Here is a 23,723-nt window from a genome sequence, read left to right as displayed (position 1 = left end):
CGGGTACGGAGGTGGCCCTGCGGGCGCGGGCGCGGGCGGAGGCGGAGGCGGAGGCGGCAGCATGAACGGATTACGGGCGCCCGCGGTGCGGGTGACGTACGCGGCGATGTGGGGGGCGCTGGCCTCCCTGGCGGGGCTGGGGCTGACCGGCGCCGCCGCCTGGTTGATCACTCGGGCGGCCGGGCAGCCCCCGCTGTCCGCGTTGAGCGTGGCGATCGTCGCCGTGCGCGCCTGCGCGACGCTCAAGGGGGTCTTCCGGTACGGCGAACGGCTGGCCGGACACGACGTGGCACTGCGGGCCCAGGCGGCCGAGCGCGGACGGCTGTTCGCCTCGCTGATACGGGCCGGGACGGCCCGCCGCAGCGGGGACCTGCTGAGCCGTATGGTCAGCGACACCGACGCGGCACAGGACCTGCTGGTCCGCTGCCTGCTGCCGGCCGTGGCCGCGGCGGCGGGCACGGCCGGTGCCCTGACCGCGGGTGCCTGGCTGCTGCCGGCGTCCGTCCCGGTGCTGGCAGCGGGCCTGCTGACGGCCGCGGTACTCCTGCCGGCCGCGGCCTCGGGCACCGCCCGGCGCTGGGCCCGGCGTACTGCTCCGGCCCGCGCGGAACTGGCCACCCGCGCCGCCGATCTGGTCCACGGCGCGGACGATCTGGCGGCCTACGGCGCCGCCGGGCGGGCGCGTGCCGCGGTGGCCGCTGCTGCGGACCAGTTGGCCTTGCTGGAGCGCCGCCGTGCGTATGCGCAGGCCACGGCCACCGCGGCGGCCGTGCTGGTGCAGGGACTGACGGTGCTCGCGGTCGTGCTGCTCGCTCGTCGGCACGACGCCGGCCACGTCGTCACGGCGGTCCTCGCCCTGACCGCGCTGGTCGCCTTCGAACCGGTCCTGCCGCTGACGCGGGCCGCGGAGGACTGGGTCGCGGCGCGATCGGCCCTGCGCCGGCTGCGGGAAGGGGACGGCGTTCAGCCGAAGGCTCCGGTCGCCATCGCCGAGAAGCCCGTTGCCTCCCTCCCTCCGTCGGAACGACGATCCCTCGACACCGAGGAGCTGACCGTCCATGTCGCCGAATTGACCGTTCGGTACCGGCCGGACGCCGCGCCCGCGCTGCGGGCTGTGAGTCTGGTGCTCCGGCCCGGCCGCCGGATCGCGGTCGTCGGACCGAGCGGGTCCGGGAAGAGCACACTGCTCGGCGCGCTGGCGGGACTGGTGCCGGTGGAGAGCGGGCACGTGCTTCTCAGCGACACCACCGGGGACGGTCTCCGGCTGGGTGGCGCCGGGCTGGCAGACGACGCGGTGCAGCGGGTGATGACCGGCCTGGTGACCGAGCCGTATGTCTTCCACGCATCGCTCCGCGACAATCTGCGCCTCGCCCGGCCGGACGCCGATGACGCGCGCATCGCAGCGGCGCTGCGATGCGCAGGCCTGGCCGAGTGGGCCGGGCGCATGGGGTGGGACACCGTGCTGCGGGAGGACGGTGGCTCGGTCTCCGGTGGCCAGTTGCAGCGCATCGCGCTGGCCCGCGCGCTCCTGCGGGACCCACCGGTTCTGCTGCTCGACGAGCCCGCCGAGGCTCTGGACCCGGAAGCGGCCGACGAGCTCACCGCCCGATTGCTGTCGCAGGCGCCCGGCCCCCGCACCGTCGTGCTGGTCACCCATCGGCTGCGCGGTCTGACGGCGGCCGACGAGATCGTCGTCCTGGAGGAAGGACGGGTCACCCAGTGCGGCACGCACGCCGAGCTGGTCGCCCGGCCCGGCTACTACCGGGACGCCTGGGAGTCCGAGGCTCTCGCCGCGGAAGCGGCACACCGGTTCGCTCGCCCCGGCTCCGCCTGAGGAAGGCCGCCGCCGGTACGCGCGAGGGGCGGCGCGGACAGGAAGATCCGCGCCGCCCGTGCAGGAGGGGGGTGGCCTGCACACCTCTCACGATGGCCCCCGCACCTCCAAGGTCCGTCCAGCCCGACTGGAGACGGTTACGCCTCGTTGTGCTCCCGGGCGAGGACGCGCCGGAGCGCGGAGACGAGCCGTGCGGCACGCTCCGGCGCGCTTTCCGCCGTGGCCTCGCCGACGCCGCCGGACCGCCACGCCACGAAGCCGTCGGGGCGTACCAGCACGGCCTCGCCGGGTACGGTCGCGTACCGCTCCTGCCAGGAGGCGGAGACCGCGAGTGCCGTACCCGTGGGGGCGGGCCCGGCATCGGTCACCGTCACTGCGCGCACGGCGACACCCGTGGCCTCGGCTGCCGCCGCGGCGGGCGAGGCCCAGTCCACGTCGGCCGTGTTCAGCAGTACGAAGCCCTCGCCGAACAGGTCGAGGGTGGAGAGTTTCTCCCCGTCCCACTCCAGTTCGACGTGGGGCGCCCTGGTGCCGGGCACCGCACGCGGGTCGGTCTCCCAGACGTCGTCGGCAGCCCCCTGCCCTTCCACGCCCTCCGTGACAACGGCGTCCGACCGGTAGCGGTAGTGGAACATCACGGCCGGGTCCGGACGCAGCCGGGGATCGGGCTCGGTGGCGCCCTGTCCGACAAGGCGCGGGCGGTCCTTGGAACGCAGCACGGCCTGTTCGACGGTGGCGCGTGCCACCGGCCGGCGCTCGGCGTCATAACTGTCCAGGAGCGCCTCGCCGGCCTGCCCGCGCAACACGGCGGCCAGCTTCCAGGCGAGGTTGTGGGCGTCGGCGAGGCCCGTGTTGGAACCGAAGGCGCCACTCGGTGGCATCAGATGCGCGGCGTCACCGACGAGAAGGACCCGGTCGCTCCGGAAGCGGTCCGCGAGCAGTCCGGCCGCGTCCCAGGGCAGCGCGTCGTGGACCGTCACGTCCAGACCGGGCAGACCCGCCGCGGCACGAACCAGTTCCACACAGCGCTCCTCGCTGAGCGGCGGCGCATCGGGCTCACGTTCGTCGACGACGTGCAGCAGCCAGCGCTCGGCGTTGTCGAGGGGGAGCAGGGCGCAGCGGGCACCGGCCGCGGTGGTGTAGCAGATGATGAACCTCCGCTCCCCCAGCACCTCGCGCAGGTCTGCGTCGAAGCGGATGTTGACGAAGCGTGCCATGGTGCCCGGTCCATGAGTGGGAATGCCGAGGGCACCGCGGATACGACTGCCCGCGCCGTCGGCGGCGATCATGTAGGCGGCCCGGACGCGGTGCTCACGCACCGGTTCCCCCTCCCGGTCGCCGTCCCGGACGCGCAGGACGGCTGTGATGCCGTCCGCGTCCTGTGTGAAGGAGGTCATCTCCTGGCCGAACCGCAGCTCGGCGCCGAGTTCACGCGCCTTGTCGTACAGCAGCGGCTCCAGCTCGTCCTGGTGGCACAGGCTCCACGGGGACGGGCTGAGAGCGCTGTAATCGGCGCCGCTGTCGGCATGGTACGACTGGCGCAGCTCCCCCAGGTGCCTGCCGGCCAGGCTCTCGACGGCGATGACGCCGGAGTTGTGGGCGAGGGCGCGGCCGGAGACGGTGGCCCGTACGGCATCCTCCAGGCCGACGCCGCGCAGCAACTCCATGCTGCGCGGGTTGACACCGCGGGCCCGGGGGTGGACGGCCAGGGAGTGGTGGCGCTCGGCCAGCAGGGTCCGTACGCCGTGGCGGGCCAGGAAGACGGCGGTGGCCAGCCCGACCAGCCCGCCACCGGCGATCAGTACGTCCGTCTGTTCGGGCGCGGTGCCCGCCCCTTGGGCCGCCGCCCGCGCCGCATCGGTCTCGTGTGCTGCCGGTACCGGTATCGCCTGTCCCACCTGGTCTCCCTCGGCCGAGTGGGGCCCGGGTCGGCCCCCGCCGGTAAACGTAGGCGCGGGAGCGGGGCGTTGTCCCGGCCGCCCCACCGGTGCCCCAGCGGGTGTCGAGCACGGCTCGTGAACCTGGTGTCCGGCGGTGGCCGGTGAGCCGCCGGACCGCGACGAGACGAGGCCCAGGAGGCAGCCCGTGCCCCAGACCAGCGTGCCCGACCACACCGGCGCCCCCGGCCGCGAGCCCGCGGACACCCCGACGGAAGTCCACTCCGGCCGGCCCGCCGAGGGGGCCGGGAGCCCGCCGGGGTTCCCCTTTCCCAACGCCACACCGTGGCTGCCGCCGGTCGGCTTCGCACGGCTGCGTGAGGAGCGCCCGCTCTGCCCGGTGCGGCTGCCGACCGGCAGCGACGCGGTGCTGGTGACCGGGTATGCGGACAACCGGGCGCTCCTCGCCGACGAGCGGTTCAGCCGGGCGGCAGCCGCCCGCGCCGACGCGCCCCGGGCGCGCCGCATCCCCCTCGATCCGACCTCGCTGACGACGCTGGACGGGCCGGCCCACGCCCGGCTGCGCTCGGCGGTCGCGCGGGCGTTCACGTACCGGCGGGTGAAGGCACTCTCGCCGGAGGTGCGGTGCCGCGCGGCGCGACTGGCCGGGGAAATGGCCGGGGCAGGACAGCCCGCGGATCTGGTCGCGGACTTCGCCCGCCCGTTCTCGCTCGGCGTGATCGGCGGCCTGCTCGGCGTCTCCGTGACCGATCTGCCCGCTTTCCGTGCCATGACCGAGGCTTATCTGAGCGTTGACGGGCACACGCCGGAGCAGATGATGCGGGCGGTGGCGGGGCTCAAGGAGCTGCTCCGCGAGGCGGTGGCACGGCGGCGTGCGGAGCCGTCCGACGACGTCCTGGGCGTGCTGGCGGCAGGCCGGGGCGAAGCGGCGCTGTCGGACACGGAGATCGTCACCTTTGGCGTGACGCTGCTGGTGGCCGGGTACGAGACGACGGCTGCGCTGATCTCGAACGCGGCAGTGGCTCTCTTCACGCACCCGGAGCAGTGGGCCGCGGTGCGGGCATCGGGCGGTCTGTCGGCACGGGCCGTGGAGGAGTTGCTGCGGTTCACCGCGGTCTCGGTCGGCGGCGGCACACTGCGGGTCACGGTGGCAGACGTCGACCTGCCCGGCGGAACCGTTCCGGCGGGGACGGCTGTGCAGCCCGCCACGACCGCCGCCAACCGCGACCCCGGAGTCTTCACCGACCCGGACGTCCTCGACCTGGAGCGCGCGCACAATCCGCATCTGGCCTTCGGGCACGGTGTGCACTACTGCCTGGGCGCGAACCTGGCCCGCGTCGAACTGTCCGCCGCGTTCGGCGCGTTGCTGAACCGGTTCCCACGGCTCGGCCCGGCGGAGCCGCCGGAGCGGCTCCGCTGGGAGGAGCGCAAGATGATCCGCGGGCCTCTGGCCCTGCCGGTCACCTGGTGACAAGCACCGGCCCTGCGGTGCCCGAAACCGGTACTGCGCGCCCGGGGACGGACACACGCTCCCCGTCACGCCGTTCGGCCGGCACCGGATCCGTCAAGGCGGCGAGGGCGGCCCGGACCGTCGGCACGAACCGGTAGCGGAACCGGCCCCCCGCTTCGGCAGCGGCACCGCCACTGGGAGCACGATCGGCGTCGGGGTCGGGGTCCGGACGCAGCAGGTAGTGCTCGACGAGGTGCTCCAGCAGCGCCTCCGCGTCCTGCGGTTCGACACCCAGCAGACCGGCCACCTCGTCGGGGGTGACAGCCGGTCCTGCCTCAGCGGCCAGCCGGTGCACGGCCCGCCGTTCCGTCGCACCGAGCAGCCGCCGGGTCCGGTCGACGCTCTCCAGCAGCCCGAGTTCGCCGAGCGCGATGTCATCGAGGCCCTGCCCCGCGTCCGGTCCGGGGCGTGCTCCGGCCCCGGTGCTCCGGTACGAGCGCAGCAGCCGCGCCATCGGCCAGTGCGGCCTGAGCCTTCCCTGGTCGGCGACGACCCGCAGGGCGACGGGCAGCCGGGCACACAGGTCGAGCAGGCCTTGGGTGGCAGCCGCGTCGTCGGCGAGGCGGTGGTCGCCACAGGCGTCCGCGAGCAGTCGGCGGGCCGCGCCCGGGGAGAGCGGGGCGAGTTCGACGGTGGCAGTCAGCGCCGGGTCGACGAGCCGACGCCGCGCGGCGACCAGCACCGCGCTGTCCGGGCCGGCCGTCAGCAGGGGCCGCAGCTGCGCGGGGTCGGTGGCGTCGTCCAGGACGATGAGGACCTTGCGTCCGTCGGCCCAGCTGCGGAACATCCGGCTGCGTTCCTCCAGTGTGGCCGGGATGCGGTCCGGGCGGACGCCGATGGCGCGGAGGAAGTCGTTGAGGACGGTTTCCGGCGGCACGGGGGCGCCGTCCGGACCGAGCAGCCGCGCGTAGAGGTCGCCGTCGGGGTAGGCGGAGCGGATGCGGTGGGCGGCATAGGTGAGGAAGGCCGACTTGCCACTGCCCGGCGGCCCGAGGACGAGGACGGCGGGCGCGGACGCCAGCCGGTCGTCGACGGCCGCGCCGACCTGTTCCAGTTCGGAGTCCCGGCCGACCAGCCGGGGGAGGCCCGGGGGCAGCCGGATCACGGGGGTGGTCCGGGCCGCCGGGTGGGTGGCGTTCTCCATGACGGGCTCGCCCGCGATCATCTTCTGGTGGAGCTTTCGGAGTTCAGCCGAGGGCTCCAGCCCCAGTTCGCGCGTGAGGGCGCTACGGGCGCTCTGGTAGGCGAGCAGTGCCTCGGAGCGCCGGCCGGCCTGATAGAGCGCGAGCATCAGCTTGGCCTGGAACCCCTCGTGGATCGGCTGTTGGGCGACGATGCCGATGAGTTCACCAATCACCTCGCGGTGCCGGCCGAGCCGCAGATCGATGTCGATGCGCTGCTCCAGAACAGTTTTACGCAATTCCTCCAGCCGTACATCCTCGGCCTGGAGAATCGGCCCGACGGCGACCCCGGTCATGGCAGACCCCCGCCACAGACCGAGCGCCGAACGGAATGTAACGGACGCCTTCTCCAGTTCGCCGGCAGCCATTTCAGCGCGCCCTCGACGGGCCCTGGACACAAACTCCTGGGAATCCAAGGCCTTTCCCGGAAGGCCGAGAAGATACCCGTTCATCATGGTGTGCAGGACCGGCTCCCGGTCAGCCGCGGCGGGGTTCCCGGACAGCTGGGCCAGGTTGCCCGCGCCCCCTATCCCCAGCGTCTTGCGCAGCTGATAGATGTAGGTCTGGAGGGTGGTGGTGGAACTGGGAGGCGGGCTTTCCCCCACAGCTCCTCCACCAGTTGGTGTGTGCCGACCACTGATTCCGCGTTCATCGCGAGCAACGCGATGACGGTGCGGAGCTTGGGCGCCGATGGCGTGGCAAGCATGCCGCGCCGAAGCACCTGAAACGGCCCTAAGACCTTTATTTCCACTGCTCCCCCATCTCGAGTTCTCACTGACCGAATCTCGTGCGGCGAGGCTAAGAGGCCCTGGTAGATGCCGAGTTGAGGGCACCTCGAATTCCACTCTCCCCTGAGTCGCCCCCGGCTGGGCCCCCTTGCTGTTCCCAGGGTTCTTCCAGGAACACTCCAGTCCGCACGCCCAAAGTCGTCCGACATGACAACCGACAACAGCGAACGGGAAGACGTCCTCGTCGTCATGCCCACCTACAACGAACACGAGAGTCTGCCGGACGTCCTCGGGAGGCTTCGCCGGGCGGTGCCGCGTGCCCATGTTCTGGTGGTCGACGATGCCAGCCCCGACGGGACCGGCCGGCTGGCCGAGGAGCTGGCCACACGGGACACCGCCGTGCACGTCCTGCACCGGGAGGCGAAGGAGGGCCTGGGCCGGGCCTACACCGCTGGTTTCGCCTGGGGCCTGGAGCGCGGCTACGGGGTCCTGGTGGAGATGGACGCCGACGGCTCGCACCAGCCGGAAGAACTGCCCCGGCTACTGACCGCGCTCGACCGGGCCGACCTGGTGATCGGATCCCGCTGGGTGTCCGGGGGCAGGGTCGTCGACTGGCCGCTCTCCCGCCGGCTGCTGTCGCGGTGGGGCAATGCCTACACCCGGCTGATGCTGAGTATCGGGGTACGGGATGCCACGGCCGGATTCCGCGCCTATCGGGCAGACGTACTGCGAGGGATCCCGCTGGCCGAGGTCGAGTCGCACGGCTACTGCTTCCAGGTCGACCTGACGCTCCGCACGGCGCTGCTGGGACTGCGGATCACGGAGGTTCCGGTGACCTTCGTCGAGCGGGCGCTCGGGCAGTCCAAGATGAGCGGCGCCATCGTGCGTGAGGCGCTGGTGCGGATCACCCGGTGGGGCTGGGAGCGGCGCCGGACGCCACGTCCGGCCGGGGCGTCGGAACGGGCGGGGACGGCCGGGGCGGCAACGCGCCCGTGATTTCATCATGTTCTGTCGGTGCGGATTCACGGGCCGCCGGTGCGCTGAGCACTGTCGTCCCGTCCGCGCCTCCGGGAACCTGGCAGTGTCACAACCGTGTTCGCTGGGAGGAGACCGGCATGGACATCAGGCTTCTGGGGGCTCTCGAGGCCACCGAGGGCGGCAGGTCGCTGCTGCCCACCGCGGGCAAACCGCGGCAGGTGTTCGGTCTGCTGGCGGTCCATCCCCGGCAGCTCGTCCCGGTATCCGCGCTGATCGAGGAGCTGTGGGGCGACGGTCCGCCCCGCAGCGCGCAGTCCACTCTGCAGACGTACATCCTCCAACTGCGCAAACTGCTCGGCGCGGCGCTGCCCGACGGTGTGGAGGAAGCCAAGCGCGTTCTCACCACCCGGTACGGCGGCTACCTGCTGGACGTGGTGCCGGAGACGGTGGACGCCTGCGCCTTCGACCTGCGCGCGGCGTGTGGCCGGCAGGCGCTGGAGGCCGGTGACTGGGCACGGGCGGCCCAGGACCTCTCCAGGGCACTGGAGTTGTGGCGGGGTCGGGCACTGGCGGACGTGCCGATCGGGCGACGGCTGGCCGTGGAGGTGACCCGGCTGGAGCAGTTCCGGCTGAGCGTTCTGGAGGGCCGGATCGAGGCGGACCTCGCACTCGGCCGCCACCAGTCCCTGCTGAGCGAGCTGGCCGCGCTGACCGCGCGGCATCCGCTGCACGAACGGCTGTGCGCCCAGTACATGCTGGCGCTCTACCGTTCGGGCCAGCAATGGCGGGCGTTGGAGGCCTTCGCGGCGTTGCGCCGGGTCCTCGTGGACGAGCTGGGCGTGGAGCCGTCGCCGCGGCTGCGCGAACTCCAACGGGGGGTGCTGAACTGCGCCGCCGAGCTGGACGACACCTACTCGCGGCCGCTGGTGGCCTGACGGCGCCGCGACGCCGGCATCACCGAGCCGGGTGGCCCGCGGGCCACCCGGCTCGGTGATGCCGCAGAAAGTGTGCGGCATCCTGGGGACGGTGCCGGGTCCGGAGGCGTTCCGGGTTCGCCCGGCGGGCCGCCAGGGTCTCTCGCTCGGCCCCGGCCTGATCCGGCCTGATCCGAACGAGAGACCCTAGTCCCACCGCGGGTGCCTGGTGCGCGGCAGTCCGGCCACCACCCAGCGTCTTGCCGCAGGGCCGTGCGGCGTACCGCCGTCGCCCGCCGAGAGCACCGTGAATTCGCAGTGCCGAACGGCGAGTTTCAGCAGTGCGACGTCCCGGGGCGGGGTGACCGGGTCGTCGGGGTTGTACGCGTAGCGGATGGGAGCCCGGACCTCGTACAGTTCGGCAGGTGTCAGCGGCATGGCGTGCAGCGGCTGACGAGGGGGCTCGTTCTCGAGGGCGGTGACCTGCAGTCGGGCCGCAGTGGCCGGCCGGGGCCGAGCTTCCAGGTGGGGCAGGCCCACCGGTGTGCCGAGCAGGTGCACCGCGCGTACGGCCGGATCGTGGGCGGCGGCCCGCAGCGCAAGGGCGCCGGCCGGGCCGAAGCCGAGCAGGCGGACCTCGACGGCCGCGTCCCGGCGGCCGACGGCCAGTCCGGCCAGCCAGGTGCCGGCCGCGGCGGACCGCCAGGCGGCTGCGTCGGGGACGACCACGGCCACCTGGTAGCCGCGCCGGACAAGCCGACGCAGTAGGCGTGGTCCGTCACGGTGGCCACCGGGAACTCCGTCCACGACCACCACCAGCGGGCTGCCCGCGCGCCCCGGCGCAGCCTTCCGCCAGACCGGGCCGTCGTGGTGTGGGCGCATGGTGACAGGGTGAGGCATGCCCCTTGAATCGCAGTCGAATGCAGCCGGGGCGAACCGACGGTCTACAGCGGAACCTCCGCCCTGGCCTCGGCGTTCCGCGCACTCTTGGTGTACGTGTGCGGGCTCAGCGGCACCTCCGCAATCAGCTGGAAGACGTCCTCGGGGCCGCGCCGGATGCGCAGCCGGCCGCCGACCGCGGAGACTCGGGCGGTCAGGTTGCCGAGGCCGGTGCCGGCCGGCACCTTGCCCAGGGAGGCGACGCCCTGGGTGCCGGCGCCGTCGTTGACCAGGTGCAGCTGAACGGTGTCGGCCTTCTCGTCGGTCCGGGTCGAGATCCGGCAGGTGCTGGGCTGGCTGTGGCGCAGGATGTTGGTCAGGCCTTCCCGCAGGACAGTCGCGAGCAGAGTGTTGGCGCCGGACGGCAGTCCGGTGACGGAGACATCGCTGGTGACCTCGATACCGGCGGCACGCAGCACCGCGCACGCCGACTCGGTCTCGACCAGGAGCGACAGGTCCCGATAGCCTCGGGCCACTTCTCGAACGTCGGCAAGTGCCTGCCGGGCGATGACCAGGACTTCACCGACCTCCTGGCGGGCACGCTCCGGGTTCGTCAGGACGATCCGCTGAATCAGCTCGTTCTTGAGAGTGATCGAGGAGAGGCTGTAGCCGAGCAGGTCGTGGAGGTCGCGGGCGAAACGCAGGCGCTCGCGGGCGACGGCCATCCGGGCCAGTTCGTCGCGGTTCTCGTGGATGGCCGTCGCCAGCGCGGAAAGGCGGGCGAGGGCGAAGAGGACCAACCCCGTGAGGGCCGTCGAGACGCCCATGTAGACGACATTGACGAAACTGAGGTGCTGGGCCGCGGAGAGGACCACGACGCCTGCCACGGTCAAACCGAAGAGCGCCCTGCCCCTCGGGCCCGGCAGGGTGTACAGCAGGGAGGCAGCGAAGAAACCGCCCATGCCGCCCCACCGCCAGCCATAGAGGAACAGGGGAACGAAGGTGATGAGGGCCTGGAGAGGCAGTGTCCACACCAGGACCCGGCTGCGCAGCGAAGCGAACGCGGGTGAGGAGTGCACCCAGTGGAGCGTCGCGATGACCGGCACCACGGCGAGACTGCACACCAGTTCGACTAACCCGGTGGCCGCCCCCAGCACGTTGACCATCTGCATGAGGGCGTAGCCGAGCAACACCACGAGCGCTATCAGTGAAGCAATCGCAGGACTCGGCGACTTGCTGCTGACGGCGGAAAGCTCGGAGCCGGGTTCAGGAGGCGGCCACGGATCGGCGTCCCCGACTTCTCCTGAAGCGTTCAGGGAATCGACTCTTCCGTTCTTGAACGCACGGCAACGCAACACCCAAGCCCCCTATTCGCACAGAACGTACACGTGCACAGCACTGCGCTCATACAAGCGATCGTAACTCAGACACTATTTCTACGTCAGTTACACCAGCGCCGACCGGTTCTCCCCTGTCACCTTCTACGGCCTTCGACGGATGAGGAGTTCACGACCACGATCGTGAGCCATTCACTTGTCACGCCTCGCGGCTCCCGCGTTTACTCCTGGACATCGCACGACCTTCCCTCCCGATCCCGACCTTGAGGAGCCCACCATGAGCCAGGCCCCCTTCCCGTCCGCGCCGGCTGCTCCCGCCTTCGTCGAGGACGACGTGCGCCGCGCCGAGCGGCTGCTGCAGCTGCACCTGGTCGCGCCGGCCCCGGGGAGCGCGGCGGCCGCGCAGTGCGAGCTGCTCGACGCCGTCCGCGAGGACTTCGCCGCTCTCGGTCCGGCCTCCCACCACGCACTCACCCTCTGCATCGCCGCCGAGGCGGAGACCCTGGCCGGTCACTGAGCCGGGCGACCCGTCCCCGACGGACCTCACCACCAGACGGCCACGACGCACCGACCGACCACGGAGGCGGACATGCAACTCGGGCTCAAGCAGCACGTTCGAGTCGAGGTGGTGCCGGACGAGGCCACCTATCTGCTCTCGGAGCAGTCCATCACGGCCTTCGAAGACCCTCGGGTGGCCGTGGTGGCTCCCTTGCTCGACCGCCCGACCGACTTCCGGGCCCTGGTCGCGGCCGCCGCCCCGCGCTGCTCGCCCGCCGACGTGGCCACGGTGGTCGGCAACCTGCACCGCTCGGGCCTGCTGCACCAGGGTCCGGCACCGGCCGTGGACCGCGCCGAGGCCGCCTACTGGGAGCTGGCGGGCGTGCCGGCCACGAGGTCGGCCGACCGGGTGGCGGTCCTCGCGGCCGGCAGCGAGGACGCGCCTGCGGCGGCCCGGGCCTGCGCCGCGGCCGGGCTGGAGGTGGCCGCGGCGGACGACGCGTCGTCCGCCGCGCTCACCCTGGTCGTGTGCGACGACTACCTGAGCCCCGGCCTGGCCGACGCAGCGGCTGAGCTGGATGCCCGGCGGGCCGTCTGGCTGCCGGTCAAACCACACGGCACCACCGTATGGATCGGGCCGGTCCACGGCCCCGGCCTGAATGCCTGCCACACCTGTCTGACGCACCGTCTCTCCGGGCACCGCGGCCCGGAGCTGTACTTGCGCCACGCGCTGGGCCGGCCGACACCGCAGCCGGCCGCCGAGACCCCGGCGAGCCTGCTCCTCGGCCATCACCTGGCGGCTCTGGAGTGCACCAAGTGGCTGGCCGGGCACCGGTATCCGGGCCAGAACGGCGTGCTCGTCCTCGACACCCTCTCCATGTCGTCGGTACTGCATCCGTTGCGCGCGCGCCCGCAGTGCCCGCGCTGCGGCGACCCGGGTCTGGTGGCCCGCCGGACGCTGGCGCCGGTGACGCTGCGCTCTCGCCCCAAACGGGAGCGGACCGGTTCCGGCCATCGCGCGGTGCCGGCCGAGGAGACCCTGCGCGCCTTCGGACACCTGGTCTCTCCCGTCACCGGCGTCGTCAAGGGGATCGAGCAGGACAGGCGGGGCCCGGCCGGGCTCTACGCCTTCCGGGCCGGACACAACCACGCCCTGGGCCCGCGCTCTCTCACCGACCCGGCCCGCCATCTGCGCAGCGAGTCCGGCGGCAAGGGCATGACCGAGCGCGACGCACGGGCCGGCGCGCTGTGCGAGGCGCTGGAGCGGTACAGCGGCATGTACCAGGGCGACGAGCCCACCATTCGGGCGGCCTGGCCCGACGTGGCCGACCGGGCGGTCCACCCGGACCGCTGTACGCTCTACGACCCGCGGCAGGGCGTCGTCCCGTTCGACGAGTCGGCGCCCGTCGACTGGACCCCGGTGTGGTCGCTCACCCACGGCCGGCACGTGCTGCTCCCGACCGCGCTGCTGTACTTCGAGGCGCCGCGCACTCCAGGGCTGGGCCATGTCCGGGCGGACTCCAACGGCAACGCGGCCGGCAGCACCCTGGAGGACGCCGTCGTGCAGGGCTTTCTGGAGCTGGTGGAGCGGGACGCGGTGGCGCTGTGGTGGTACAATCGCACCCGGCACCGAGCCGTGGACACGGCGTCGTTCGATGTGCCGTGGACGGCCGAGGTCGAGGCGTTGCACCTCTCGGTCCATCGTGAAGTCCAGGCACTCGACGTCACTTCGGACTTCGGCATACCGGTCTTCGCCGCCATTTCCCGTCGCACGGACAAGCCCGCTGAGGACGTGGTGCTGGGGTTCGGCGCGCACTTCGACGCGAAGGTGGCGCTGTGCCGGGCATTGGCGGAGGTGAACCAGATGCTGCCGGCCGTGGTCGAGGCCGCGCCGGACGGCAGCGGCTACGGCTGCCCGGACGAGCGGCTGTTGGACTGGTGGCGCACCGCGACCGTGGCCGGTCACCCTTATCTGCGTCCCGCCGAGAAGGTGGCGCCCGCCTCCGCCGCCGACTTCCCCGTGCCTGAGCGCGGTGATCTCCTGGACGACGTACACGCCGCTGAACAGGCCGTGGCGAAGCAGGGGTTGGAGCTTCTCGTCCTGGACCAGACCCGGCCGGACATCGGGCTTCCGGTGGTCAAGGTGATGGTGCCGGGGATGCGGCACTTCTGGGCACGATTCGCACCGGGCAGGCTCTTCGACATCCCGGTGGCACTGGGCCGGCTGCCCCGTCCGACGCGGTACGAGGACCTCAACCCCGCCCCGCTCCTGCTCTGACCTTCGCCGGCGTCCTTCGAACCCGTCCCCGGCACCTTCCCGGACCTCTCTTGTCGAAAGGTCCACAAATCTTGAACCATCGGCTAAAGTGCGACGGATTCTGACTGGCCATCATGGCTGAAGCCATCGGGGGTTCGGGGGCCCCTACGGATGATCCGGATTCTGCTCGCCGAAGACATGTCCATGCTGCGCCGTGCTCTGGTGGCGCTGATCTCTCTGGAAGACGACATCGAGGTGATCGCCGAACTCGACACCGGCACGGGGGCCGCCGACCGGGTTCTGGCTCTCCGGCCCGACGTGGCCGTGCTCGACATCGAGCTTCCCGGTCAGGACGGTATCGCCATCGCCGAGGAGCTGCGCCGGCGGAGAGCCCCACCCGGATCCTGATCCTCACCAACCTGGGCCGGCCGACCAATCTGCGCCGGGCCATCACGGCCGGGGTCCACGGTTTCCTGCTCAAGGACGCCTCCCCCGACCAGCTCGCCGACTCCATCAGAGCAGTCGCCGCAGGCAAGCGGGCCTTCGACCCGGATCTCACGCTGGCCGCCCTGGACGTCGTCGATTCCCCGCTCACTCCGCGGGAGACGGACGTGCTGCGGATCGCCGCCACCGGCTGTGACATCGACGAGATCGCCTCGACGCTGCACCTGTCGTCGGGAACCGTCCGGAACTATCTGACGACGGTCGTGCACAAAATGGGTGCCCGCAACCGGGTGGACGCGATCCGCATCGCCACTGCGTCCGGCTGGCTCTGACCGGGCCGCACCCACCGTCTCCAGCGCTCCTCCATTCCCGCTCCAGCCCTCGGGGTTCGCCTTGAAGGCGCGCCCGCACCGCCCACCGGGCGTGGCGGTGTGCACCGACACGAGGGAAGGGGCACCCAGGGATGAGCGTCGTCGAGGCGGGCCTGCCCGCGCGGCAGCCGCGCAGAGCGGCAGCCGAGAAAGCGTCCGGACTGCGCGAGCTGACAGCCGAGCTGGCCGCCATCCGTGAGCGGGCCGCCGCGGGCCCCGGCCCGCAGGCCACCGAGGCCCAGCACCGCAAGGGCAAACTGACTGTCCGGGAGCGTCTGGAACTCCTTTTCGACGAGGGCACGTTCACCGAGATCGAGCGATTGCGTCGGCACCGCGCACAAGGCTTCGGGCTGGAGAACCGGCGGCCTCCGACCGATGGCGTGGTGACCGGCTGGGGCCTGGTGCACGGCCGCAAGGTGTTCGCCTACGCGCACGACTTCCGTCTCTTCGGCGGCGCGCTCGGCGAGGCCCACGCGCAGAAGATCCACAAGCTGATGGATCTGGCCATCGCGGCCGGCGCCCCACTGGTCAGTCTGAACAACGGGGCGGGCGCGCGCATCCAGGAAGGGATCAGCGCGCTGGCCGGGTACGGCGGCATCTTCCGCCGGTCGGTACGGGCGTCCGGAGTGATCCCGCAGATCAGCGTGGTCATGGGACCGTGCGCGGGCGGCGCGGCCTACGCCCCCGCCCTCACCGACTTCGTCTTCATGGTGCGCTCCACCTCCCAGATGTTCATCACCGGCCCGGACGTGGTGCGCTCGGTCACCGGCGAACAGGTCAGCCATGAGGAGCTGGGCGGCGCGCAGACGCACTCGACCCGCTCCGGAGTGGCGGCGTTCGTCCACGACGACGAGGAGTCGTGCCTGGCAGAGGTCCGTTATCTGCTGTCGCTGCTGCCGTCCAACAACCGCGAGCTGCCGCCCGTCCATCCGCCCCAGGACCCGGTGGACCGACGCTGTGAGGCGCTTCTCGACCTGGTACCCGCCCAGCCGGAGCGGGGCTACGACATGCGGGCCGTGCTCGCGGAGATGGCCGACGACGGCGAGTTCCTGGAGGTCCACGAGGCGTGGGCACCGAATGTGGTGTGCGCGCTGACCCGGCTGGGAGGGCGGGTCGCCGGAGTGATCGGCAACCAGCCGAGCGTGCTCGCGGGAGTGCTGGACATCGCGGCCTCCGAGAAGGCGGCCCGATTCGTGCAGTTCTGCGACGCGTTCGGGATTCCGCTGGTCACCCTGGTCGACGTGCCCGGCTTCCTGCCCGGCGTCGACCAGGAGCACGGCGGCATCATCCGGCACGGCGCGAAGCTGCTGCACGCCTACTGCGACGCCACCGTGCCTCGGGTGCAGGTCATTCTGCGCAAGGCGTACGGCGGCGCGTACATCGTGATGGACTCCCGCTCCGTCGGCTGCGACCTGTCGCTGGCCTGGCCCACCAACGAGATCGCGGTGATGGGCGCCGAGGGAGCGGCCAATGTGGTCTTCCGTCGGCAGATCGCCGCCTCGGCCGACCCGGAGGCCACGCGCGCCGCTCTGGTCAAGGAGTACAAGGCCGAGCTGATGCACCCGTACTACGCCGCCGAGCGCGGCCTGGTCGACGACGTGATCGACCCGGCCGACACCCGGTCCGCGCTGATCGGGGCCCTCGCCATGCTGGAGGGCAAGAACCAGGTCGTGCCGGCCCGCAAGCACGGGAACCAGCCGCTGTGAGAGCCCCGGACGACGAGAAGTTGCGTGTGGTGCGGGGCACGGCAAGCCCCGAGGAACTGGCGGCGGTGACCGTGGTCCTGCTGACGCTGGTCCACCGTCGGCCGCCGGCACCCGCCGGACACGGGCCGGTCGGCAGGGCCCGGTGGGAGGTGGAAGGCGGGGGCCGAGGCGCCACGTCCTGGCAGCGCGGTCCCACCGACGGTTTCGGAGCGCGGCCGTGCTGCGAGCAGCACGGCTGAGGCCGAAAGCTCACCCACCGCGCCTCCCCTCGCCGACAGCGCCCACCGGGCACCGCCGGGCACGAGCGCGCGGGCCGCTCCCCCGCCGGTCCCGGGTTCCGGCCGCATGCCGTCGCGGCCGTGCCGGGACACACAGCCGCCGTCGCGCCGTCGGCCGGACCCCGTCGGCTTTCTGAGCCCCGCCTCCCCGTCCCTGTCCCGTCCTGCGCCGAAGCATCCGGCGCCCCGCCGAAGGAGAAACCCTATGGCAAGCCGTGTTCCCCGCCCTGCGCCGGCTGGCCGGTGCGTTCTGGTACAGCTTGCAGTGCGTCGGCACGACCTGGGTGAACATCCCCGGCTGGGTTCCCGAACCACCCGAACGTCCCACCGCTGTGGAGTCCGCCGGGCAGCTGGCCGGGCCCGCCCCCGGTCACCCCGAGCGGATGGCCTCGGACCTGCCGATGAGCGCCGAGGAACTCCTGCTGTGGCAGCGGCTGGGTGCCCACTGGTAATCCTGGCCACCGAGGCAGCGCCCCGACACACGTAGGCGCCGGGCCCCGCCTGTACCTCGAAGGTACGGGCGGGGCCCGGCGCTTACGGCCTCAGGGTTCAGCGGGCGGAGACGCGGGTGAACCGCACGTTCTGCGGGTCTCCGGCGACCCCGGTCGGTTCCACGTGTGCAGAAAGGAACGCCCGGTCGTCGTGGGCAAGACCCACGTACGTGCCGACGAACGGACCGCCGAACGACGTACTCACGCTCTCGATGCCCGCGGTGGGTCCGGCCAGTCGGCGCTCGGTCCAGGCCGAGGCTATCGTCGCGCAGCCGCGGGCCTGGCAGGTGGCCAGCCAGTGGCTGGTGAGCGTGGACGTGGTGTCCGCGGTGTCGTCGCGGAAGTCGTAGTAGCTCACCGCGACCGTGCCGTTGGGGTGCACGTCGACCTGGGGCAGGAACGCCTGGCCGGTGCCGCCCGCCACGCTGTCGGGGGTGGCGTTGACCTTGCGCGGAGTGGTCCAGGTACGGCCGCGGTCGTAGGAGGCGGAGATGCCGACGGCGCTGCCACTCGTACTGAGGCCCGCGTCGCCCCAGACCGCGTAGACGGTGCCGGAGACCGGGTCGAGGGCGACGTCGGGGACGATACCGGGGGCGATCAACTGGTTCGTCGTCCCGGGGAGGACGGGGACGTTGAGCTGGTTGTCGGCGATGACGACCGGCTCGGACCAGGTGGCACCGCCGTCGGTGGAGCGGATCGACTTGATCTGCTCGGGCAGGAGCGGCGTGGGGGTGCCGCCGATGGGGTGGTCGCTCTCGAAGAAGACGATCAGTAGCGAGCCGTCACGCTGCACCAGCAACTGGGGGCCGACCGTGCCGGCCGTCGTCTCCGGCCGGTAGATGGAGCGGGCCTCGGTCCAGGTGGCGCCGCCGTCCTCACTCGTGACCAGGAGCAGGTCGTGTTTGTCCTCGGCAAGCGTGCGGCGGTTCCACACCGCGTACAGGCGGTCGGGGTCTCGCGGGTCGACGGTGGTGGCCTGCTTGTCGTGGATGACGGTGCGCTCGTCGTCGACCAGGGCGACCGGCGGTGCCCAGGTCTCGCCGGCATCGTCCGACTTGGTGACCCAGACCGAGGTGCGCTCGCCGATCATCGTGACGGAGGCGTACAGCGCGCCGTCGGCTCCGTAGGAGAGGTAGGGGTTGGTGACCCGGCCGATGTCGTCGGTGCAGGGCACGAAGCCCGGCAGCGGCTTGGTCGTCCATGAGTCGCCGCCGTCGTCACTGACGGCGATCATGATGCCGCGGGAGGAACCCCAGGCGTGCCGGTCCTGCTGCCAGACGACGGCGAGGTTGTCGGGATCGGTGGGGTCGGCGGCGACCCACGGCTCGGTCTCCGAACCCTCCGTGTACTGGCTGGAGTCGGTCGGGCAGTCGGCGTACGGTGTGCTGCCGGACAGGTCGGCGCCGGCGGCTCCGCGCGCGGCGGAAGCCTGCCCGGCGGCCAGCAGGGCCGTCGCGGCGAGCACGCCGGCGAGCGCGACGGCCGAACTTCGGACGAATCTCATGTCGCAGATCTCCTTGTGATGACGACGAGTGGTGCGCTGAGGTCCCGAACGGTCATGGTTCAGATGCCGCCGTCGGCGACGAGGGTGGCTCCGGTGATGTATCCGGCCAGGTCACCGGCGAGGAAGACAATCACGGCAGCGACTTCGGCGGGCGTGCCCAGCCTCCCGAGAGCGGTCAGACCGCGCAGGTGTGCGGCCTGGGCGGGCGGCAGCTCGGCACCGCCGAGGATGCCGGGGTCGACGAGATTGACGCGGATACCGTCGCGGCCCCACTCCTTGGCGAGCGAACGGGTCAGTCCGGCGAGCCCGGCTTTGGTGGCGGTGTAGGCGACGTGTCCGGGCAGCCCCCGACGGGCTGCGGCGCTGCCGACGTTGACGACGGACGAGCCGGCCGCGAGCAGGGGACGCACCTGCCGGGTGACCAGGAACGCGGCGTCCAGATTGGTGGCGAGCGCCCGGCGCAGCACCGCGTCGCCGGGCGTCGTCAGCGCGGCCCGCTCCATCGTGCCGACGGTGTTGACCAGGACGTGCAGGGTCCCGGAGCGCTCGCGGCAGGCTTCGGCGGCGCGCCGGGCGCCGTCATCGGTGGTGACGTCGGCACGCAGCACCAGGTGGTCACCGGGGAGCCGGGCGAGCTCCGCTCGCAGGGCCGCTGCGGCCTGTTCGTCCTCCCGGTAGCAGGCGGTGACGCTCGCTCCCTGTTCGGCCAGGGCCAGGGTGACGGCTCGGCCGAGACCCCGCGTTCCGCCGGTGACCAACGCGTTCCGGCCGACCAGGCCGATGTCCGGCGCGACGGTTTCGATCATCCGTTCCATCGTCAGTCCTGGGTGATCACGCGGTGCATGCCGTTGTAGGCATGTCTCTCGGCGGTCGCCAGGTCGCGGGTGAAGGAGCTGACCGCGTACTCGCCGGGCACGGTGTTCTCGAACCGGAGAACGGCGGTCTTGCCCGGCGAGATCGGCAGCATTCCGCCGGCCCGCCCGGTGAACGGGGACGGCAACGGCGTTCCGGCCTTGTCGGCGTCGTAATAGGCCTGGATGTCGGCGTCGGTGGTACCGGCGGTGACCGGCCGGAAGATCACCTCCTGCGGCGTGGCCGTCAGGTTGACGACCAGGTACGCGGAGTCCGTGTCGGCGTGCCGCGGGGCGATGAAGGCGGGCTTGTCTCCGTGCGGAACGGCCAGCAGCACGTTGTCGTGGGCAGGCGGGCGGGAGTTGAGCCGGTCGCCGGCGATCTCCAGCGTCTGGGCGTAGTAGGCGGGCCGACCGGACGTCCAGCTCGCCGACGACTCCACGACGTGGTAAGTGCCCGGGTCCAGGTTGACGCTGACCGAGACCGGCTTGCCGGCCTGGACGGAGGCACCTCCGTTGAACTCCACGTCGCTGTAGAGGCGGTTGACGGCCGGGACGGCCACCGCCGGGTCGCTGCTGGTGACCTTGCCCATGAGGGCGCTGACGTCGTCGGCGGTGACGCCGTCGGCGAGCTTGAGGATGGACAGGTAGTGGCCGGAGGCGTCTTCGGTGGTGGCGCGGAAAGTGAGCCAGCCGGGCCGGTGGCCGGTGATCGGCAGGGTCAGGCCTTCGTGGGTGAGGACGAGATCCAGGACATCGGCGGGGGCGGAGACCGGGGCGGAAGCCGCGGCGGCCTCGGCGGTGGCCGTGGTGGAGCCGTGCGCGCTCTGGGCGCCGCCGAGCAGAGCCGCTGCCAGCGCGACCGCTCCCAGACGCCGCACGGCGCGTCGGATGACTGAGGACATGAAGGGGTGACTGCTTTCGTGCTCGCCGGTCCGGCGCCCGCCGCGGACGCGCCGCAGGGCCGGGGTCCGCGGTGCGCGGGACCGCCCCTGTTCTCCCACCGGTTCCTCGACGTCCGATCGAGCACGACTGGACCGGGACCGGCCGGAGGGTGGGTTCAGCGTTCCTCGAGGGCCGGGTGCGAGCATCCGCGCGTCAGTCAACCAGTGGCCGAGAGGATGTCATGTACGACGAGAACCCTGCCGTCCTGATAGTCGGTGGCGGCCTGGCGGGTCTGTCCAGCGCGGTGTTCCTGGCCGCGCAGGACGTGCCCGTGGTGCTGGTCGAGAAGCACACGGGCGCGATGGTGCACCCGCGTGCCCGCAGCATCAATCCGCGCAGCGTCGAACTGTTCGACCAGTTCGGGCTGGTCGAACAGGTGCTCGCGCATCGTTCCTACTCCAGCCGGCCGGGCGGTCTGCTGTTCCGCGGCGAGACGCTCGCCGGGATGGAGGTGTTCCGCTCGCCGCTCGACCCGCCCAGCACCGTGGGCACGGTCACGCCCAAACCGTGGGCGCCAATCGATCAGGACAAACTGGAGACGGTGCTGCGTGACCGAGCCGTCGAGCTGGGCGCGGACATCCGGTTCGCAGCCGAGATGGTCTCCTTCGAGCAGGACGCCGAGGGCGTCACGGCAGTGGTCCGGGACCGGGCGAGCGGCACCAAGAAGACACTGCGCGCCGGATACTTGGTCGCGGCGGACGGCAACCGCAGCCCGATCCGTACCGGACTGGGTATCGGCACGCACGGGCGTGGCCTGATCGGTTCCACGATGACGCTGGTCTTCGAGGCCGACCTGACCGAGCCGCTGCGCGGCCGCCGGCTCGGCGTGTGCCACCTGGACCGCCCTGTGACGGGCACCGTGCTGCTCCAGCACGACGGGGAGTGCCGCTGGGTGTTCAGCATGCCGTACGACCCGGAACGTGGGGAGACTCTGGCCGACTTCGACGACGAGCGCTGCGTGGCCCTGGTCCGTGAGGCGATCGGCGTGCCCGACCTCGATGTCGCGATCGTGCCGCAACTCGCCGACGGCACAAAGGTCCTCGGCTACGAGCTGGCGGCGCGGGTGGCGGACCGGTTCCGCGAGGGCCGGGTGCTCCTCGTCGGCGACGCCGCCCATGTGATGCCGCCGACCGGGGCGTTCGGGGCCAGCACCGGCATCGCCGACGCGCACAACCTGGCCTGGAAACTGGCCGCCGTGCACCACAAGGAGGCCGACCCGGCACTGCTGGACAGCTATGACGCGGAGCGCCGCCCGGTCGCCGAACTCACGGTCGCCCAGGCTCTGTTGCAGCTGGATCGGCGGACGAAGGCCCCGAGTGCGCAGCCGGGGAGCGCGGGAGCCGAGGCCGGAGAGCCAAAGGCCGCCCGGCCCGGTGCCGGGGAGCAGAAGTCCGCAGGAACGGACGCCTCGCCGTTCAGGCCGTACGAGTACTACGCCACCGTGCTCGGCTACTGCTACCGCTCGGCCGCCGTGCCAGGGGCGGACCCGGCGCTGCCACCGGCGCTGCCACCGGGCGAGCTGAGGGGCCGCCCCGGCACGCGTGCCCCGCACCTTCCCGTGGAGCACGCCGGCACCGAGGCCTCCACGCTCGATTTCTACGGCCGCGGCTTCGTACTGCTCGCAGGCACCGGCCTGTCGGGCGACCGCTGGGCCAACGCGCTGGACACCGCCGCCGCCCGGCTGGGCGTGGCGGCGCGCGCCAGACGACTGGCCCGGACGGGTGCCGAGTTGACCACCCGGGAGACCTCGTGGGCCGACGCGCACGGGGTGGGCGCGGGCGGCGCGGTACTGGTCCGCCCGGACGGGTTCGTCGCGTGGCGTGCGCACGGTCCCGCCGGGACGGCACAGGAGGCCGCGGAAGAGCTGGAGCGCGTGCTGCGCGGGGTGTTGGCGCGGTGAAGGTCCTGGTCTCCGCCTTCCCCAAGGCGTCCCACTTCTTCCCGCTGGTGCCGCTGACGTGGGCGCTGCGGGCTCGCGGACACAGTGTCCGAGTCGCCTCCTCTCCGTCGCTGGCCCAGCTGGTGCTCGGCTCGGGGCTGCCCTGGGTGAGCTGCGGCGAGGATGTCGACACTCGCGCCCTGTGGCGCGGGTTCGACGTACTCGGCGGGGCGGGCGTCGATCCGGCGGCGCACACCCGGGAGCGCCGGGCGCGGGCGATGACGATGTTCGCGGCTGTCGGCGAGGCCATGACCCCGGACCTGCTGGACTACGCCCGTCACTGGTCACCGGACCTGGTCGTCCACGAGCCCCGCGCCTACGCGGGGCTCGTGGCGGCCGAGGTGTTGCGGGTACCGCTGGTGCGCCAGTTGTGGGGCACGGACTACACGGCCGGCCGCTGGGCCGAGGAGAGCCCGTTCCTCTCCGCACTGCTGGCCTCGCACGGTCTGGATGCCGCCGGCGTGAACCCGCTGGGCGCCGTGACGGTGGATCCGTGCCCACCGTCACTGCGCCTGCCCGGCACACCGGGCGAGGCGGGCGCGCCGATCCGTCGGCTGCCGACGGCGCACGTCCCCTACAACGGCGCGGGCGAGGTGCCGGCATGGCTCCGCGTGCCGCCGCGCAGGCCTCGGGTGTGCGTCACATGGGGCACGTCGACGCGGTCGGCGGCGCGCGGCCCGGCCCCGGTGGAGCGGATCGCGGCGGCGCTGGCCGGCCTCGACGCCGAGCTGGTGCTCGCCGTCCCCACGAGCCGGGACCTCGCACCACTGCCGCCGGGGGTCCGCGTCGCCGAATCGATGCCGCTGCATCTGCTGCTGCCCTCCTGCGCGGCGGTGGTCCACCAGGGCGGCGCGGGCACGACGCTGACCGCGTCCGCGGCCGGAGTGCCCCAGCTGATCTTCCCCGCCGTCGTGGACGGGGACGAGAACGCCCGCGGCGTGGTCGCGGCCGGCGCGGGCCTGCGCCTGGACACCGCCGCGTTGGCGGACGGCCCACTGGTCGCTCAGACCGTTCACATCCTGCTGTCGGACGCTGATTTCACCCGGGCCGCCGCCCGGCTGCGCCAAGAGGTGCAGTCGCTGCCCTCACCGGCCCGGACGGCCCAGGGCCTGGAAGCCCTGGTGGCGCCGGCCTGACGTCACGTACGCGCCCTCCTCTTCCGACACGGAGAAGTCCCGCT

18 protein-coding genes and 1 pseudogene are annotated in these 23,723 nt (G+C 72.4%); 12 read left to right on the top strand and 7 right to left on the bottom strand.

All coding sequences use genetic code 11. The features are described 5' to 3' along the window. Positions 1 to 61 precede the first annotated feature (61 nt). Positions 62 to 1,834, top strand: coding sequence for a thiol reductant ABC exporter subunit CydC (gene cydC / locus WJ438_RS34095; RefSeq protein WP_406728621.1), 1,773 nt, complete (start codon positions 62 to 64; stop codon positions 1,832 to 1,834). A gap of 137 nt (positions 1,835 to 1,971) precedes the next feature. On the opposite strand, the gene WJ438_RS34090 is transcribed toward cydC, so the two are convergent. After that, complete coding sequence (locus WJ438_RS34090) at positions 1,972 to 3,732, bottom strand: FAD-dependent monooxygenase (protein WP_406728620.1); 1,761 nt, start codon at positions 3,730 to 3,732, stop codon at positions 1,972 to 1,974. A 187-nt stretch (positions 3,733 to 3,919) separates the two neighbouring features. Here WJ438_RS34090 and WJ438_RS34085 point away from each other — a divergent pair, with 187 nt between their 5' ends. Further along, on the top strand, positions 3,920 to 5,203 hold the full coding sequence (locus WJ438_RS34085; RefSeq protein ID WP_406728619.1) for a cytochrome P450: 1,284 nt from the start codon (positions 3,920 to 3,922) through the stop codon (positions 5,201 to 5,203). On the opposite strand, the gene WJ438_RS34080 is transcribed toward WJ438_RS34085, so the two are convergent. After that, a complete protein-coding gene (locus tag WJ438_RS34080) occupies positions 5,193 to 7,028 on the bottom strand; it encodes a BTAD domain-containing putative transcriptional regulator (RefSeq protein ID WP_406728618.1) in 1,836 nt (611 codons plus the stop codon). The two genes, WJ438_RS34085 and WJ438_RS34080, sit on opposite strands and share 11 nt — an antisense overlap. Positions 7,029 to 7,358: 330 nt before the next feature. On the opposite strand from WJ438_RS34080, the gene WJ438_RS34075 reads away from it, so the two are divergent. Next, complete coding sequence (locus WJ438_RS34075) at positions 7,359 to 8,147, top strand: polyprenol monophosphomannose synthase (RefSeq protein WP_406728617.1); 789 nt, start codon at positions 7,359 to 7,361, stop codon at positions 8,145 to 8,147. Positions 8,148 to 8,266: 119 nt separating this feature from the next. After that, entirely contained in the window at positions 8,267 to 9,064 is a 798-nt protein-coding gene (locus tag WJ438_RS34070) for a BTAD domain-containing putative transcriptional regulator (RefSeq protein WP_406728616.1), read from the top strand. A 186-nt stretch (positions 9,065 to 9,250) separates the two neighbouring features. Here WJ438_RS34070 and WJ438_RS34065 read toward each other — a convergent pair whose 3' ends face one another. Continuing rightward, entirely contained in the window at positions 9,251 to 9,925 is a 675-nt protein-coding gene (locus WJ438_RS34065; RefSeq protein WP_406728615.1) for a hypothetical protein, read from the bottom strand. A gap of 62 nt (positions 9,926 to 9,987) precedes the next feature. Then, positions 9,988 to 11,118, bottom strand: coding sequence for a sensor histidine kinase (locus tag WJ438_RS34060; protein ID WP_406728614.1), 1,131 nt, complete (start codon positions 11,116 to 11,118; stop codon positions 9,988 to 9,990). Positions 11,119 to 11,536: 418 nt separating this feature from the next. On the opposite strand from WJ438_RS34060, the gene WJ438_RS34055 reads away from it, so the two are divergent. The 6 genes and pseudogenes from WJ438_RS34055 to WJ438_RS34030 all read left to right on the top strand — a co-directional run bounded on the left by WJ438_RS34055 (position 11,537) and on the right by WJ438_RS34030 (position 17,265). Further along, a complete protein-coding gene (locus WJ438_RS34055) occupies positions 11,537 to 11,776 on the top strand; it encodes a hypothetical protein (RefSeq protein WP_406728613.1) in 240 nt (79 codons plus the stop codon). 72 nt (positions 11,777 to 11,848) lie between these two features. Beyond that, complete coding sequence (locus WJ438_RS34050) at positions 11,849 to 14,035, top strand: TOMM precursor leader peptide-binding protein (protein WP_406728612.1); 2,187 nt, start codon at positions 11,849 to 11,851, stop codon at positions 14,033 to 14,035. A 150-nt stretch (positions 14,036 to 14,185) separates the two neighbouring features. Next, positions 14,186 to 14,790, top strand: a pseudogene (locus tag WJ438_RS34045) (DNA-binding response regulator). 131 nt (positions 14,791 to 14,921) lie between these two features. Next, the gene (locus tag WJ438_RS34040) at positions 14,922 to 16,535 is read left to right on the top strand and encodes an acyl-CoA carboxylase subunit beta (RefSeq protein WP_406728611.1); all 1,614 of its coding nucleotides are present in this window, start codon (positions 14,922 to 14,924) and stop codon (positions 16,533 to 16,535) included. Then, on the top strand, positions 16,532 to 16,774 hold the full coding sequence (locus WJ438_RS34035) for an acyl-CoA carboxylase subunit epsilon (RefSeq protein ID WP_406728610.1): 243 nt from the start codon (positions 16,532 to 16,534) through the stop codon (positions 16,772 to 16,774). Before WJ438_RS34040 ends, WJ438_RS34035 begins: the two co-directional genes overlap by 4 nt. A 254-nt stretch (positions 16,775 to 17,028) precedes the next feature. After that, entirely contained in the window at positions 17,029 to 17,265 is a 237-nt protein-coding gene (locus tag WJ438_RS34030) for a DUF6059 family protein (RefSeq protein WP_406728609.1), read from the top strand. Between the two features lie 97 nt (positions 17,266 to 17,362). Here WJ438_RS34030 and WJ438_RS34025 read toward each other — a convergent pair whose 3' ends face one another. Genes WJ438_RS34025 through WJ438_RS34015 form a run of 3 tightly spaced genes read right to left on the bottom strand, consistent with a single transcriptional unit; the run spans position 17,363 to position 20,564 of the window. Then, positions 17,363 to 18,808, bottom strand: a complete 1,446-nt coding sequence (locus tag WJ438_RS34025) for a sialidase family protein (protein ID WP_406728608.1) — start codon at positions 18,806 to 18,808, stop codon at positions 17,363 to 17,365. Between the two features lie 59 nt (positions 18,809 to 18,867). After that, positions 18,868 to 19,614 carry an SDR family NAD(P)-dependent oxidoreductase gene (locus tag WJ438_RS34020; RefSeq protein WP_406728607.1) on the bottom strand — a complete coding sequence of 249 codons (747 nt, stop codon included), beginning with the start codon at positions 19,612 to 19,614 and terminating at the stop codon, positions 18,868 to 18,870. Positions 19,615 to 19,625: 11 nt separating this feature from the next. After that, positions 19,626 to 20,564 carry a hypothetical protein gene (locus WJ438_RS34015; protein ID WP_406728606.1) on the bottom strand — a complete coding sequence of 313 codons (939 nt, stop codon included), beginning with the start codon at positions 20,562 to 20,564 and terminating at the stop codon, positions 19,626 to 19,628. A 221-nt stretch (positions 20,565 to 20,785) separates the two neighbouring features. On the opposite strand from WJ438_RS34015, the gene WJ438_RS34010 reads away from it, so the two are divergent. Both WJ438_RS34010 and WJ438_RS34005 read left to right on the top strand, forming a co-directional pair. Further along, the gene (locus WJ438_RS34010; protein ID WP_406728605.1) at positions 20,786 to 22,504 is read left to right on the top strand and encodes an FAD-dependent monooxygenase; all 1,719 of its coding nucleotides are present in this window, start codon (positions 20,786 to 20,788) and stop codon (positions 22,502 to 22,504) included. After that, positions 22,501 to 23,679: a nucleotide disphospho-sugar-binding domain-containing protein gene (locus WJ438_RS34005; protein ID WP_406728604.1), complete on the top strand. Its 1,179-nt coding sequence runs from the start codon at positions 22,501 to 22,503 to the stop codon at positions 23,677 to 23,679. Before WJ438_RS34010 ends, WJ438_RS34005 begins: the two co-directional genes overlap by 4 nt. The last annotated feature ends 44 nt before the right edge of the window (positions 23,680 to 23,723 follow it).

Origin of the sequence: Streptomyces sp. GD-15H (assembly GCF_045291515.1) — a bacterium.
GTDB lineage: Bacteria > Actinomycetota > Actinomycetes > Streptomycetales > Streptomycetaceae > Streptomyces.
This window is presented reverse-complemented; position numbering and strand designations above follow the sequence as displayed.

Excerpts from the sequence above, each read along its gene's own strand:
- WJ438_RS34070 (WP_406728616.1), top strand. The coding sequence starts at position 8,267 with ATGGACATCAGGCTTCTGGGGGCTCTCGAGGCCACCGAGGGCGGCAGG.
- WJ438_RS34020 (WP_406728607.1), bottom strand. The coding sequence starts at position 19,614 with ATGATCGAAACCGTCGCGCCGGACATCGGCCTGGTCGGCCGGAACGCG.
- cydC (WP_406728621.1), top strand. The coding sequence starts at position 62 with ATGAACGGATTACGGGCGCCCGCGGTGCGGGTGACGTACGCGGCGATG.
- WJ438_RS34010 (WP_406728605.1), top strand. The coding sequence starts at position 20,786 with ATGTACGACGAGAACCCTGCCGTCCTGATAGTCGGTGGCGGCCTGGCG.
- WJ438_RS34050 (WP_406728612.1), top strand. The coding sequence starts at position 11,849 with ATGCAACTCGGGCTCAAGCAGCACGTTCGAGTCGAGGTGGTGCCGGAC.
- WJ438_RS34065 (WP_406728615.1), bottom strand. The coding sequence starts at position 9,925 with ATGCGCCCACACCACGACGGCCCGGTCTGGCGGAAGGCTGCGCCGGGG.
- WJ438_RS34075 (WP_406728617.1), top strand. The coding sequence starts at position 7,359 with ATGACAACCGACAACAGCGAACGGGAAGACGTCCTCGTCGTCATGCCC.
- WJ438_RS34055 (WP_406728613.1), top strand. The coding sequence starts at position 11,537 with ATGAGCCAGGCCCCCTTCCCGTCCGCGCCGGCTGCTCCCGCCTTCGTC.
- WJ438_RS34040 (WP_406728611.1), top strand. The coding sequence starts at position 14,922 with ATGAGCGTCGTCGAGGCGGGCCTGCCCGCGCGGCAGCCGCGCAGAGCG.
- WJ438_RS34025 (WP_406728608.1), bottom strand. The coding sequence starts at position 18,808 with ATGAGATTCGTCCGAAGTTCGGCCGTCGCGCTCGCCGGCGTGCTCGCC.
- WJ438_RS34015 (WP_406728606.1), bottom strand. The coding sequence starts at position 20,564 with ATGTCCTCAGTCATCCGACGCGCCGTGCGGCGTCTGGGAGCGGTCGCG.